The sequence below is a fragment of the Pantoea sp. R13S299 genome (genome assembly GCF_048515925.1).
Lineage (GTDB): Bacteria > Pseudomonadota > Gammaproteobacteria > Enterobacterales > Enterobacteriaceae > Pantoea.
Genome location: NZ_JBLYEF010000002.1, coordinates 337,279 through 350,202, shown reverse-complemented (window position 1 = coordinate 350,202; position 12,924 = coordinate 337,279). Strand labels below are relative to the sequence as shown.

The 12,924-nt window shown below is 54.9% G+C and carries 12 protein-coding genes and 3 tRNA genes; 9 read left to right on the top strand and 6 right to left on the bottom strand.

Annotated features, from left to right (window positions below; translation table 11 throughout):
• The first annotated feature begins 50 nt into the window (after positions 1-50).
• The 4 genes from rsmC to ACN1CO_RS12560 all read left to right on the top strand — a co-directional run bounded on the left by rsmC (position 51) and on the right by ACN1CO_RS12560 (position 1,552).
• Positions 51-1,082: a 16S rRNA (guanine(1207)-N(2))-methyltransferase RsmC gene (gene rsmC, locus ACN1CO_RS12575; RefSeq protein WP_419139226.1), complete on the top strand. Its 1,032-nt coding sequence runs from the start codon at positions 51-53 to the stop codon at positions 1,080-1,082.
• Positions 1,083-1,233: 151 nt separating this feature from the next.
• Positions 1,234-1,320: transfer RNA gene (locus tag ACN1CO_RS12570), tRNA-Leu, on the top strand.
• Between the two features lie 30 nt (positions 1,321-1,350).
• Positions 1,351-1,437, top strand: a tRNA-Leu gene (locus tag ACN1CO_RS12565).
• A 28-nt stretch (positions 1,438-1,465) separates the two neighbouring features.
• Positions 1,466-1,552: transfer RNA gene (locus tag ACN1CO_RS12560), tRNA-Leu, on the top strand.
• 142 nt (positions 1,553-1,694) lie between these two features.
• On the opposite strand, the gene ACN1CO_RS12555 is transcribed toward ACN1CO_RS12560, so the two are convergent.
• A complete protein-coding gene (locus ACN1CO_RS12555; RefSeq protein WP_419139225.1) occupies positions 1,695-1,979 on the bottom strand; it encodes a DUF1435 domain-containing protein in 285 nt (94 codons plus the stop codon).
• 231 nt (positions 1,980-2,210) lie between these two features.
• On the opposite strand from ACN1CO_RS12555, the gene ACN1CO_RS12550 reads away from it, so the two are divergent.
• From ACN1CO_RS12550 to ACN1CO_RS12540, 3 genes are all read left to right on the top strand, one after another.
• A complete protein-coding gene (locus ACN1CO_RS12550; RefSeq protein WP_419139224.1) occupies positions 2,211-3,308 on the top strand; it encodes a diguanylate cyclase domain-containing protein in 1,098 nt (365 codons plus the stop codon).
• A 184-nt stretch (positions 3,309-3,492) separates the two neighbouring features.
• Entirely contained in the window at positions 3,493-4,287 is a 795-nt protein-coding gene (gene fhuF, locus ACN1CO_RS12545) for a siderophore-iron reductase FhuF (protein ID WP_419139223.1), read from the top strand.
• 94 nt (positions 4,288-4,381) lie between these two features.
• Complete coding sequence (locus tag ACN1CO_RS12540; RefSeq protein WP_098051571.1) at positions 4,382-4,846, top strand: YbaK/EbsC family protein; 465 nt, start codon at positions 4,382-4,384, stop codon at positions 4,844-4,846.
• An 80-nt stretch (positions 4,847-4,926) separates the two neighbouring features.
• Here the strand turns inward: ACN1CO_RS12540 and ACN1CO_RS12535 are convergent, their stop codons facing one another.
• From ACN1CO_RS12535 to ACN1CO_RS12525, 3 genes are all read right to left on the bottom strand, one after another.
• Positions 4,927-5,913: a nucleoside hydrolase gene (locus ACN1CO_RS12535; RefSeq protein WP_419139222.1), complete on the bottom strand. Its 987-nt coding sequence runs from the start codon at positions 5,911-5,913 to the stop codon at positions 4,927-4,929.
• 11 nt (positions 5,914-5,924) lie between these two features.
• Positions 5,925-6,947 carry a LacI family DNA-binding transcriptional regulator gene (locus ACN1CO_RS12530; RefSeq protein WP_419139221.1) on the bottom strand — a complete coding sequence of 341 codons (1,023 nt, stop codon included), beginning with the start codon at positions 6,945-6,947 and terminating at the stop codon, positions 5,925-5,927.
• Between the two features lie 86 nt (positions 6,948-7,033).
• Positions 7,034-8,422 (bottom strand): MFS transporter, encoded by a 1,389-nt coding sequence (locus tag ACN1CO_RS12525; protein ID WP_419139220.1) that lies wholly within the window; start codon positions 8,420-8,422, stop codon positions 7,034-7,036.
• A 583-nt stretch (positions 8,423-9,005) separates the two neighbouring features.
• On the opposite strand from ACN1CO_RS12525, the gene ACN1CO_RS12520 reads away from it, so the two are divergent.
• Positions 9,006-9,560 carry a histidine phosphatase family protein gene (locus tag ACN1CO_RS12520; RefSeq protein WP_419139219.1) on the top strand — a complete coding sequence of 185 codons (555 nt, stop codon included), beginning with the start codon at positions 9,006-9,008 and terminating at the stop codon, positions 9,558-9,560.
• Here the strand turns inward: ACN1CO_RS12520 and ACN1CO_RS12515 are convergent.
• Positions 9,542-10,507 carry a WD40 repeat domain-containing protein gene (locus tag ACN1CO_RS12515; protein WP_419139218.1) on the bottom strand — a complete coding sequence of 322 codons (966 nt, stop codon included), beginning with the start codon at positions 10,505-10,507 and terminating at the stop codon, positions 9,542-9,544. The genes ACN1CO_RS12520 and ACN1CO_RS12515 overlap by 19 nt on opposite strands.
• A gap of 504 nt (positions 10,508-11,011) precedes the next feature.
• Between ACN1CO_RS12515 and ACN1CO_RS12510 the strand changes: the two genes are divergently transcribed.
• Entirely contained in the window at positions 11,012-12,025 is a 1,014-nt protein-coding gene (locus ACN1CO_RS12510; protein WP_419139217.1) for a glycosyltransferase family 32 protein, read from the top strand.
• Here the strand turns inward: ACN1CO_RS12510 and ACN1CO_RS12505 are convergent.
• Positions 12,002-12,919, bottom strand: a complete 918-nt coding sequence (locus ACN1CO_RS12505; protein ID WP_419139216.1) for a LysR family transcriptional regulator — start codon at positions 12,917-12,919, stop codon at positions 12,002-12,004. The genes ACN1CO_RS12510 and ACN1CO_RS12505 overlap by 24 nt on opposite strands.
• Positions 12,920-12,924: the final 5 nt, after the last annotated feature.

Below are 12,924 nucleotides of genomic sequence, written 5' to 3'. Positions count from 1 at the left end.
TGCGCCAACAAACCACTATAATCCCCGCTCAGATCTTACAGGAGCCCTACATGTCTGCTTTTACCCCGGCCAGCGAAGTCATTCTGCGCCACAGTGATGAATTTACCGCCCGCCATGTTTTATTTGCTGGCGATCTGCAGGATGACCTGCCCGCTCAGCTGGAAACCGCCTCGTCGCGCGTTCACACCCAGCAATATCATCACTGGCAAAATCTCAGCCGCCGTATGGGCGAGCAGGCGCGTTACGGAATGGTTGCGCAGCCGGAAGATGTGCAGGGATGCGATACCCTGGTCTACTTCTGGACCAAGAATAAGCCGGAAGTACAGTTCCAGCTGGAGAACCTGCTCTCTCTGCTGCCAGTGGGCTGCGACGTGTTCGTGGTCGGTGAAAACCGCAGCGGCGTCCGCAGTGCCGAAGGCATGATGGAGTCTTGGATGAAACTGGAGAAGATCGACAGCGCGCGTCGCTGTGGTCTCTATCACGGTCGCCTCGACAAACAGCCTGAGTTTGATGCCAGCATTTTTGGTCATCAGTATGAGCTGGATGGTCTGACGATTCACACTCTGCCTGGCGTCTTCAGCCGCGACGGTCTGGACACCGGCAGCGCCCTGCTGCTGTCGACCTTTACCCCGCACACTAAAGGCAAAGTGCTGGATATGGGCTGTGGCGCGGGCGTGATTGCCGCCTCCCTGCCTGCCCGTTCGCCTAAAGTGCGTCTGTGGCTATGCGACGTGCATGCCGCTGCCATTGAAGCGAGTAAATTGACGCTGGCCGCCAATGGCATCGAGGGTGAAGTCTTCGCCAGTAACGTCTTCTCTGACGTAACCGGCCGTTTCGACATGATTATCTCTAACCCGCCATTCCACGAAGGCACCCAGACCAGCCTCGACGCAGCACAGGCGCTGATCCGTGGCGCGGTGAAGCACCTGAACACCGGCGGCGAACTGCGTATAGTTGCGAACACCTTCCTGCCTTATCCGCAGGTGCTGGATGAAGCCTTCGGCAGTCACGAAGTCATCGCACAGACCGGTCGCTTCAAAGTTTATCGCGCCGTCTATGGTCGCGGTGCCAAAACGCGCTAAGGGTTTTTACCGTCGTTAACCGCATTGCCGGGCTGAAAACGTTGCTTTTTACAGCGATCGTTTCAGCCCGACGAAATAGTTGTTGACGCAAAGAGTAAAATCTCTAGAATGCGCCTCCGTGGTTGTAACATTCTCAAGGTGTTACGGGTATGCGAAGGTGGCGGAATTGGTAGACGCGCTAGCTTCAGGTGTTAGTGTCCTAACGGACGTGAGGGTTCAAGTCCCTCTCTTCGCACCAAAATCACATGTTTCATATCGCGAGCACTGCGCGAAGGTGGCGGAATTGGTAGACGCGCTAGCTTCAGGTGTTAGTGTCTTAACGGACGTGAGGGTTCAAGTCCCTCTCTTCGCACCATTGCGGTGATATGAACAGACAACTCGATGCGAAGGTGGCGGAATTGGTAGACGCGCTAGCTTCAGGTGTTAGTGTCCTAACGGACGTGAGGGTTCAAGTCCCTCTCTTCGCACCAACGTTGTCATCCTCAGGCTTTTCCCGCTCGTCTCTTCTGCTCTCATTGCAGATTCGTTTTCTCCCCTGCTCAGTTTAATTTCCCGGTTGCTTTACGTTTTGCAGTCGCTTCGACCTGCAAGCCAGTTTGAACTCTATCCCGCTCAAATCAGATGAAAATTCACAGAGACTGCCGCCAGTCCACCCGCTAATGCCAGACACGATGGCAGCAGCAGATAGTGACGCAGACGCTGGTTAAACAGCATCACCACAGTCAGCAGCAGCGCAACCGTCATAACCAGCCGCCACTGGCTGAAGCTCGGCTCCCATAAAGCGAACAGCGGCAACGCAATACACGGCAGCAAAACCCCCCACGCACTGTCCAGTTTTTTACCCAACGCCCAACTCACTCCCCATAGACCGCAGGCCGCGATAATCGCTATCCCCATGACGCCAACCTCAAATGATAAGCATTCCCATTATCATATGACAGTTTTGTCCGCCGTGCAGCCTGTTTTTGTCTCGCCCGGCAACGAAGATGACAGACCAGTTGGAAAATGCTAGATTGCGGCCGATAACACCTTTAATAACAGCACCAGCAATAATTTGCTCACTGTCTGGCATACTCTTTTTATGCCGGCTTGCGCTTTGGTATTCCAGGGTCGTCACGAGTATTTATAATGAAATTACAATCATATGAAGAACTGAAACAGAGTAAATACCGGCTTTCAGTGATGCTTTTTCTGTTTTTAAATATCGCCGTTTCGCTATTTTATCTTCTGCCAATAATGAGCACTGAGACAAGCGATACCACCCTGCCGGTAATTTGCGTCGCGGCTTTTAGCGGTGTAATGCTAATTACCCATTTAATATTGCCTAAAGTAAAACTCCCACTTTTAAATCCTGTGGCGCTGGTGCTGGGAATGCTCTGGGCGTGGCACATTAATTATCGCTTTCATGAGGTATTCTATTTTGATGGCGGCTTTCTTATTATCAGTTTGATCAGTGTGTTATTTATCAGTGCCATTGCCCTCAGCGATTATCTGGGCGCTTTTTGTCTGCATGTCGCCCCGCCAGTGCTTACCGTATTACTCCTCGACAATGCGCAACATCTGCCGCTGATCCTGCTGACCATTACCCTGCCGCTGATTGGTTTTTCACTTCAGCACCTGATGCGCCGTCGTGCCGATAACTTTACCCTGCGCCTGATGCATCAGCTTTACGAAGAGAAAGAGACCTTCAGCGATCTCAGCATGCTCGACCCGCTGACCGGGCTTTATAATCGCCGTGGCCTGAAGAACCGGCTCGATACTATTCTGGAAAACCATGCTGGCAGCCACTATGTGCTGCTGCTGGATATCGATCACTTCAAGTCCTACAACGATAATTATGGGCATGCGATGGGCGACCAGGCGCTGGCGCGGGTCTCTGTGGCGATTCGTGATGCGGTACGTTCGCGCGATGTCGTCACCCGCTATGGCGGTGAAGAGTTTCTGGTGCTGATGACCAATGTGAACAGCTCCATTGCCATGAAACTGGCCGAGCGAATCCGCCAGTATGTGCTGGATTTAGAAATTCCCCATCTTTTCAATGAGACCGTTTCAACCCACGTCACTATCAGCGCGGGCATCGCGCCTATTTACGATAATGACTTTGAACTGGCGGTCGCCAATGCGGATAGCGCATTGTATGTGGCTAAAAATCAGGGGCGGAATACCATTCTCGCCTGGGAAGATTTACCCCGAAAACAGCATCAGACTGTCAGCGAACATGCCTGATTCAGCCTGACACGGTCGATACTCAGCCGCGCTAAGCCCGGTTCTGTGCGGCTCGGCCCGGTCAGATAACACACCTTAACGCCTGCCATTTTCCCGCCAGCAGCGATGATTTTTTACGCGACTTGTAGAGTTAATCAATAACGATTATCATTTGCTTTCTTATCTACACTTTTCGCGAGTCGTCATGGCAACCGTTTCAGCTCAGGAACAGCGTTTCAACGCTCAGTCGATGATCTTCCGGCAGAATGACCGTCCACTGGCGGAAAGTCTGCACGAGCGGCTGCAACAGCAGCGTAGCTATCTGCTTGATTCGACTAAATTTAGCCAGCCCGCTCCGCGCGACACGCTGACTCTCGCCGCCTGGTCACAATCAGAGGCCTTTGCCCCGCTTATCCAGCGCTACAGCGATTATCTCTATCGCGATCATCCTGATGCAGTTCGTGAAGCAAAGCCCGTGCTGTCACTCTGGGCGCAGTGGTATTTTGGCCTGCTGCTGCCACCGCTGATCATGGCGTTGTTACAGGAGTCACGCGCGCTGGACTGTTCGCCAGAACAGATTCGTGTCGGTTTTCATGAAAATGGTCATCCGGCCACGTTCTGGATTGATGTGCAGGAGGATGAAGAAGCCCGCTATCTTAACCCTCACCAGCGCATTGATCGGCTGATTCAGCAGCATCTGATCCCGGTGGTGAAGGGTATTACGCAGCATGGTGATATCAACGCCCGCCTCATCTGGAACAACATGGGCTACTCATTCCAGTGGTTCCTCGGTGAGCTGAAAAGCCAGATCGATGAGACGCTGGTGCTGCAACTGGAGCAGTCGCTGTTCTTTAACCAGCGACTGCTGGATGGCAGCGAAAACCCACTTTACCGCACTATGATCCCGCGTAACGGCGAACTGGTCCGTCGTAGCTGTTGCCAGCGTTATCGCATCCCTGATGTCGAACAATGCGGCAACTGCACCCTGAGCGGCAGCTAAACAGACTTAATTACGTCGAATTCTCCGTTTATCTCGTTTACAGGCACTAAGGCTTGTGGCAATTTTTACGCCTTCGATCAGCCTGGAGAGAAAGATGAGTCTGGAGTCCGTGCGCCAGTTCTTTGCCGAACACGCCCCTGAAATTGAAATTATTGAACTGGCAGAAAGCACTGCAACGGTCGGAATGGCTGCGCGCGCCCATGGCGTGACGCCAGGAGAGATTGCGAAAACCCTGTCACTGAAAGTGAAAAACGACGTGGTGCTGATTGTGACACGCGGCGATGCCCGACTGGATAATCGCAAGCTGAAAGCGGCGCTGGGCGCGAAAGCGCGGATGCTGAGTGTTGACGAAGTGATTAACTGGACCGGCCATCCGGTAGGCGGCGTCTGTCCGTTCGGCCTGGAGAATCCACTGACCGTTTACTGTGATGTCTCACTGCGCAGTTTCGACGAAGTGTTACCCGCCGCTGGCGCTATCCATAGCGCCGTGCGTATTTCGCCCCAGCAGATGGCTGAACTGACTAACGCCCGCTGGATCGACGTCTGCGAAGCGATTTAATGTTTTGCCTTTGATCGCCATCGCCGCATCATGGAAACGATCCGGCGTAGACCAGGCGGGCGAGTCATTCGCCCTTAGCCTCAGGATTTCAGGCGCTTAAATGCTTCTTCGATGATCGACAACAGCACCGTATTATCGACACGATGCAGCACATGCACTGATGCGCCACAGTGTTCAGGCACCCCGACAGAGAGACGGAGCGGCTGACGAAAACGCCAGCTTTTACCGCGCGTCGCACCGGGACGCAGTTCGATATCAACCCGGTAATCGGTGCCTGACGCAACGCGCTGATTCAGCAACCAGGCCACCACCAGCGCATCGTGGATCCAGCATCCTGCCAGCTGACGCGTCTCCATCGAATAGTCGATCCACGGACGCAGCGTTTCGCGCACAAAATCAGCCAGCGGATGATCGACGGCGGTAAGGCGGGTTAAATCCTGCTGGGTCAGCAGCGTCTGCGTGGTGACATCCATCGGCACCAGTGTTACGGCCGCACCGCTGTGCAACACCTGATGCGCTGCCTCCGGATCCAGGCCGAAGTTGGTGTCTTTGATATAATCATCCAGCGTAAACACGCCACCCATGATCACAATCTCCGCCACAGCATCTGCCATGGCGGGATAGCGCTGCATCGCCAGCGCCACATTCGTCAGCGGACCAATCGCCACCAGGGTAATCTCGCCCGGATTGTCGCAAATCAGTTTGCCGATAGCGTCAGCAGCATCAAACGCATCCGCCGGGATATCCACGGGCTGACGCACATCCTGCCACAGTTTACCCAGTGCCAGCTGATTGACCCGGTTATCCAGCGTTTCGCGCCACGGCGCAGGATCTTCCTGTAACGCCTGTGTCGCACCCTGTACGACCGGGATAGATAACCCCAGCCGGACGATCAGATCTTTGGCAACGCGCGCGCCCACTTCACATGGCGTGTTACCCGCCACTGTGGTGATTAATTCCAGCGACAGTGCAGGTGAAGCTAAGGCCAGCGCAATTGCCAGTCCATCATCGGTGTTGGCACCCGCGATACCGTTGCCGGGATCGCAGTCAATAATGATTCTTTTCATATTTTTATAAGTTAACTCTGGCTTTGCGGCTGACAGCCGCAGGATTCACCGATTTCAAGATAGTGTGGAAACTCCTTTAATTGCGCTTCGCTTTCTCCCTCTTTCAACATCTGAATCGCAGAGCGAGCCATTTCACGCAGTGGCTGGCGCACGGTCGTTAATGTCGGGACATGAAACGATGAGTGATTGGTCCCGTTAAAGCAGACCAGCGCCACATCCTGCGGCACGCGAATCTGATGTTCGGAGAAAGCACGAAGCGCACCAATCGCCTGACCTTCGTTGCTGGTAAACAGCGCACGCGGCACACAGCCCCGGGCGATCATGGTTTGCGCCGCGTCGTAGCCGCCCTGTGGGGTGTAACTGGCGGGGAACATCAGCGACTCATCAATTGGCAGGCCGCGATCTTCCATCGCATCACGCCAGCCCTGAATACGATCCTGCGCGTTGAGCATATCGACCGGGCCGCTGATGATGCCGACCTGCTGATATCCGTGACTCAGCAGATGCGCCGTTACCTGCCAGGCAGCCTGACGCTCATTGACCCGCAGCATGTTAACGCCCGGCTGAGGCTCAACCCGCTCCAGCATGACCAGCGGCGTACCGCTGGCTTTAATCAAATCAATGTAAGGATGGCGATCGACGCTGTTGTAAAAAAGTCCATCCACCTGCCGGTTAAGCAGTCCCTGAATGAGCTCCAGTTCGCGCTTGCGGTCATCTCCGGCATCCCCCAACAGCATGACGTGACCGTGGTTCATCGACTCCTGCAACAACACATGCGCCATTGACGCGACAAAAGGATTGCCGATGTTGGGCACCACCAGTCCAAAAGTTTTGGTGTTACCGGATGCCAGCGCGCGTGCTGCCGCATTGGGCCGGTAACCGGTCGCTTTAATCGCCTCCAGTACCCGCTGACGGGTTGCATCGGCAACCGGACGAGGCCCGTTATTAATGACATAACTGACGACTGCCACGGAGGTGCCTGCCGCTTTCGCAACTTCACTGCGGGTTACTTTTCCCGTTAACGACTTAGGCACATCGCGTTCCTCCATAAAAAAACAGGCCGCTTTACACGGCCTGCTGCTTGTCGCTCTCTCCTGGCAGATGGCATCCTAAGGCAAATCTAGATGGCATCTTCAGGCAGATTGAGATCCCGCCCTCGCGTCTCAGGAGCGACAAAGGTGGTAAAGAATCCAATGGCGGCCATTGCTGAGAAATAGACCGCAATCGGCCACCAGTGACCGGTATAAGAAAGCATAGCAGCGGCAATAAGCGGTGCGGTACCACCGGACAAAATCGAGCCCAGTTCTTTCGCCACCGCCATTTTGGTGTAGCGATGTTGAACGCCGAACATTTCCACGCCCCATGCCGCCTGCACACCATAAATTCCCAGTGACGCCAGCGCCATACCGACCACGATAACCGGGATCACCAGCATCGGTTCACGCGTATCCAGCAGCGTAAAGGCTGGCCACGCGTAGAACATCAGTAACAGACAGAAGACGCGATAAACGATCCGGCGACCAAAACGGTCAGAGAGCCAGCCCGCTAACGGAATGATCAGGAAACCCAGCAACGATGCGAGGAACACGGCGGTAGTCGGTACGGACTTATCCACCATCAACACCTTCGCGACATACCCCACCATGAAGCCCTGAGCCAGATAAGAAGGGCCATTTTCGCCGATGCGCAAACCTATCATGGTCCAGAAAGCGCGGGTACGCTGGAAGAAAGGACGCGAGTCCACTACTGGCGCGGCCAGTACGCCTGCACGTTCCGCTTCCATCTCCGCTTTCCTGCGCTCAAACACCGGCGTTTCACGCAGATGACGTCGAATCCAAAGAGCAACCAGTGCAATCAGCGCACTGCTGAGGAAAGGAATACGCCAGCCCCACTCCAGCAGGCTCTGCTGATCCATCTGCACTACCAGCAGCCAGACCAGCGAGGCCAGCAGCGTGCCGCTGTTAGACCCCAGAGCAATAACGGATGAAACAAGGCCACGACGCTTAACGGGCGCATATTCACCCAGCATCACCGTGCCGCCCGATAACTCCGCGCCAGCGCCGAAACCCTGCGTAAAGCGCAGCAGCACCAGACAGGCAGGAGCCCAGACGCCGATAGAGGCATAGCTCGGGATTAAGCCGATAAACGTGGTGGAAGCGCCCATCAGAATGATGGTGGAGATCATCACGACCTTTCGGCCTTTGCGGTCGCCCAGCCAGCCGAAAAAGAGTGCACCGATAGGCCGGGCAACAAAGCCTACTGACCAGGTAGCAAAGCTGGAGAGCAGTGCCATGGCCGGGGTGGATTCCGGAAAGAAGACGTCGCCAAAGATGATACCGGCAGCCAGGCCATAGAGCGCGAAATCCGCGTACTCCATTGCCGTTCCGAGCCAGCATGAGAAAGTGGCGCGCCAGAAATCTTTGCGGCCTGAGGAGGTGTTAAACCGCTCATCGGCGGCTGAAGTGGATGACAGTGATGCCTGCTGCTTAACGGAGTTTTGTGCCGTCATAACCCTATCCCTGAATGAGTATGCAGATCGATAAACGCCCGTCCATGGGTCGATTCCCTGATGAAAGCGGAATTCCCCCGGCGACGACGTTCAGTTGACTAACCATGATGAAAGGTTAAAGGATTCCCTGGTGTTGGAATCTTGTTCTTCGCCCCATTTCGCCGATGTATTTTTCATCGGTCGCTTAAACTGAGCGAATGTAACTTAACAATCAATGGAGCCTACTGTGCATCGGGCACCGTGAGCAATCACTGGGGTCCTAGTGTATCTACGCGCGTAGATAAATCAATAGATCCTGACGAAAATTGTTAGAAAAACTTCACTATCACATTCCGTCACCACACATTTTTAGCGAAAATTCAGCCAGTTAACAGCATCATGTCGCGTAAAAAAAAGTCACCAGCGGTTGTAAGTTACCATTTTCTCTAATCATTAAGCGTTATAAGAGGGGCAAAGATCCTTTCATCACGTTCTGTTGTCGCACAGGTCGGTTACCTGCAGATGACACTTTCTGTTTATTCTGAAAAGTCGCGGCAGGCACAGACAATGCGTTACCCTGACAAAAAGGGCGGACAGAGATGCTATGAAAATTATTCTGATGCGACACGGTAAACCTGACCACCAGGCGGCGGGTCGTCAGAGCGTGCAGGCACTGGCTGACTGGTGCGAAGCCTACGATCTGTCACAGGTTAGTGACGGACCGCCGCCGCGAAGCATCGAAATTGCCCGTCAGGCCACGTTTATTGTCTGCAGTCCCCTGCCTCGCGCGCAATCCTCCCTGAGCCAGCTTGGTCTGCAGCCCCATGAGGTTGATGCGCTGTTCAGTGAAGTCGCCGTGCCGCTGCTGCGAGCCGGCGCGGTGCAGCTTCCGACCGTGTGCTGGCTGGCGTTGCTACGGCTGTTATGGTTCTGCGGTTATGCGGGCGACGCGGAGTCGCTGCAACATGCGCGCAGCCGCGCCTCGGCGGCGGCAGAGAAGCTGATCGAGCACTCACAGCGAGGCACGGTACTGCTGCTGGGCCACGGCATCATGAATAAGATGATTGCGCGCGAATTACGTAAACGAGGCTGGCAGGCGGAGAAACACGCCAGCAGCCGTCACTGGAGTACTGCGATCTATCATCGTCCGTTTATCTGACCGATCGGAAAATAGCCCAGCACTTCACAGCCTGTTCCGACACGCGGCGTGGCAATCACTTTACGCTGCGCCAGATCGATCACACTCAGGGTGCCATCATCCTGATTGGCAATCAGCAGCTGTTGCCTGTCTGGCGTGAAGCAGCCATCCATCGGCATGTTGCCCACGCCGATATCGCCCAGCGGATTCAGCAGATCGTCAAACAGCGTCACCAGCGGTTCCTGATCCCCTATCGCCACCAGCTGTTCGCCATCGGCGCTGAAGCGCACCACCTGACAGGGCTGCTGATGACCCGGCAGTGTGATGCGCTGACGAATACGGTGGCTCTGCCGATCGATCAGATAGAGCAACGGCGCGTCAGCAGCGCTGGCGACCAGGTAAGGATGTTTCGGTGAAGCAGCAATGCCCGCAATCGGGCCTGGCAGCAGGATGGTATCGATCACCCGCCCCTCCGCTTCACAGAGATCCACCACGGTGATAGTCGCATCCTCTTCGTTATCGGTGAACAATTTGCGGCCACTGGGTGACAGCGTCAGGCGATGCGCGTTATGAGAAGGAATCGGGATGATTTTTTCTACTTTGTCGGTCTGCGGATCGATCACCGCCACGGCAGCACTCTGTTCACAGCAGAGATAGACTTTGCCATCGCGGCCCAGCTGTCCGCTATGTGGTGCACGCAGCGGCGACAGATCGATAAAGCCGCTGATCTCGCGACGCTGTAAATCAATGACCGCCACTTTATGACCCGGATGCGGGTTATTACCATGAACGCCGTCGCCATAAATAGGCACATAGGCTTTACCCCATTGGGCCAGTATCAGGAGTTCATGCGGTCGTGGTGGAAAAGCGTTCAGTTCCCGCTCGACCGCGAAGGTTTCCGGATTAAGAAACAGGACACGATTACCCTGCTTATCTACCGCCAGTAAACCGTAAGCTTCACTCTGCATGCGCGCTCCTTTCTCAGTAAGTTCTTCTTAAGCGTAGACAATCCTCTTCAGGCTGTCTGATTCCGTGGATTGATGAGCCGGGCTTACGCCACACATTAAGCGCAATATTCGCGGCTGCCGGGGGCCATACCGCATGCTAACTCGCAGGCGCAGCATGATATTCAGATATTCCTTAATCCCGGACTCCCTCGTATTTAGATAAATGATTAACGTCAGCGATATTATTATTTCCATAACGTGACCGGATTATTTCCGTATTATCCTAAAGTCGAAAAAAGACATAGCTAATGTGTAAATAATGTTTTATTAAAAAGGTGCAGTGCAATTAAACAGCCGTGAGGAAACTATCGCGCACTTAAGCACTGCGTCGCCACCAGGGAAAACTATTCATTAATTCCCGCACTCTTCGGGATTGCAGCCACTCTGCAATGCCGGCCGTTCCCGCCTCTGGCGGAACGCGCAGAGCCTGCACTATGACGGGAAAATAAAAATAACAGGTGTACCATGACTTCACATCGCCAAGGTCCAGCGCATAAAATCTGGCGTAACTGGAAAAGAATATCGTTCAGTAGCCAGATGTTATGGAATAAGAAACAGCAGAGTCACTGTCAGGCCCCGGAATATGATCCGGGGCAGGAAGATAATGTTGTATTAATCGCACAGCAGAAAGATCTGCCAGAGATTCCAAAAATTGTCTGGATGGTCTGGCATAACGATCATCTGCCGACCTCGATGGCGCTGAATATCAGTAAAATCCGGCGGGACAACCCCGACCACCAGGTTTATCTGATCACGCAGCGCACCCTGTCGCAATGGCTGCCCGAACTCAACTTTATCTCTTCCGATCTGACGCTGGCACATAAAAGTGAAATCATCCGGCTTGAGCTGATTCACCGTTATGGGGGTATCGGCATCGACTGCAGCACCCTGCTGTTTGAAGATCTCGCCTGGGTGCATCGCGTTCACGAAGCACGGTCACTGGATCTCATCGGTTACTACCGTGAGCAATCGACGGTGAATTTGCTCGCACCGGTTACCGAGAGCTGGTTTCTTGCCTCGCCACCGCAAAACCCGTTTATTCGCGAATGGCTGAAACAGCTGGCTCCGGTTAAAAACGTCGGTATGCGCAACTATTTCCATGAACTGAAGAAGCGTGATGATTTCTCGCTGATTGTGCAGAATATGGATAATCCGTCGCGTCAGCTCCTGTCGCTGGCGCAGCAGGTCGCGATGCGCGAATACCGGCGGGCCAATCTCTATCTGCGTAAAGGTGAAGCCAGTGCCTGGTATTATCAGCGCCTGCATGCCGACAGCAGCAGCGCCTTTGCGCAGTCCGTGATGTTCCATCAGCGGCCACAGACGCCGCCACCGATTATCAAATTAACCGGCAACGAGCGGCTGCATCTCGACTTCAATCTGCGGCTCGGTTTGTATAACCGCAGCAGCCTGATTGGCGAGATGATGCAGACCACGCCACTGGCGCTGGCATTGCCATCAGCGGTCAAAGCGCGCGCGTAGCCAGTGCGTAAACGTAGTGACCGCGCGGGGCACCTGCGCCGCCCAGGGCCGGACGATCCACAGTCGGGCGGCAAAGGCTTCGACCGGCTGCCACTCAGGCAAGACCTGCTGCAATGAACCCGCTGCCAGTGCCTCTCGGGCGCTGAAATCGGGCAGCATCGCAATCCCCAGTCCCTGCAGGGCCGCATCGCGTATCGACTCGCTGTTGTTGGTAGCGAAGCTGCCCTGAATCCGCACCTGCACCTGTTCGCTATCCGCTGTGGTCTCAAACCGCCAGCGCGGGGATTCGACGCCGCGCGGGTAGTAAAGACAGTTATGCTGCACCAGATCCTGCGGCGACTGCGGCACACCCTGCTGGTTGAGATAGCCGGGTGAGGCCACCAGCAACGTCCGGGTGTCGCACAGCGGCAGCGCCACGTGCGTTTCCGGTAGCGTGTCACTGTGGCGAATCGCCAGATCAAATCTCTCACTGCTCAGTGACACAATGCGGTCGGTCACATCCAGTTGCAGACGCACCTGCGGATAGTCACGCAGAAACTCACCGATAATCGGCACCAGTTGCTGACGGGCAAACGCCACCGGCGCGGTAATGCGCACCAGGCCACGCACCGGCCCGGCGGTATCGCGAACGCTGAAAAAGCTCTGTTCGATGCGGGCAAAAGGCTCACGTAACTCCTCTACCAGCTTCTCACCCGCTGAGGTCAGTCGCACGCTGCGCGTGGTGCGCTGGACCAGCAACACGCCCGCCATTTCCTCCAGCTCTTTGATTTTCTGACTCATCGCCGCCTTACTGACATCGAGCCGCTCTGCTGCGCGGGTAAAACTGCCCTGCTCAGCCAGTACGGTCAGCCAGTGCAGATGATCCCACAGCGCATCCGTTTTCATCTCTTTCATCGTCA

What these genes read in the sequence shown, in the direction of transcription:
- rsmC (WP_419139226.1), top strand. Translation starts at nt 51, where the DNA reads ATGTCTGCTTTTACCCCGGCCAGCGAAGTCATTCTGCGCCACAGTGAT.
- ACN1CO_RS12555 (WP_419139225.1), bottom strand. Translation starts at nt 1,979, where the DNA reads ATGGGGATAGCGATTATCGCGGCCTGCGGTCTATGGGGAGTGAGTTGG.
- ACN1CO_RS12505 (WP_419139216.1), bottom strand. Translation starts at nt 12,919, where the DNA reads ATGAAAGAGATGAAAACGGATGCGCTGTGGGATCATCTGCACTGGCTG.
- ACN1CO_RS12515 (WP_419139218.1), bottom strand. Translation starts at nt 10,507, where the DNA reads ATGCAGAGTGAAGCTTACGGTTTACTGGCGGTAGATAAGCAGGGTAAT.
- ACN1CO_RS12525 (WP_419139220.1), bottom strand. Translation starts at nt 8,422, where the DNA reads ATGACGGCACAAAACTCCGTTAAGCAGCAGGCATCACTGTCATCCACT.
- ACN1CO_RS12510 (WP_419139217.1), top strand. Translation starts at nt 11,012, where the DNA reads ATGACTTCACATCGCCAAGGTCCAGCGCATAAAATCTGGCGTAACTGG.
- ACN1CO_RS12520 (WP_419139219.1), top strand. Translation starts at nt 9,006, where the DNA reads ATGAAAATTATTCTGATGCGACACGGTAAACCTGACCACCAGGCGGCG.
- ACN1CO_RS12550 (WP_419139224.1), top strand. Translation starts at nt 2,211, where the DNA reads ATGAAATTACAATCATATGAAGAACTGAAACAGAGTAAATACCGGCTT.
- ACN1CO_RS12535 (WP_419139222.1), bottom strand. Translation starts at nt 5,913, where the DNA reads ATGAAAAGAATCATTATTGACTGCGATCCCGGCAACGGTATCGCGGGT.
- fhuF (WP_419139223.1), top strand. Translation starts at nt 3,493, where the DNA reads ATGGCAACCGTTTCAGCTCAGGAACAGCGTTTCAACGCTCAGTCGATG.
- ACN1CO_RS12540 (WP_098051571.1), top strand. Translation starts at nt 4,382, where the DNA reads ATGAGTCTGGAGTCCGTGCGCCAGTTCTTTGCCGAACACGCCCCTGAA.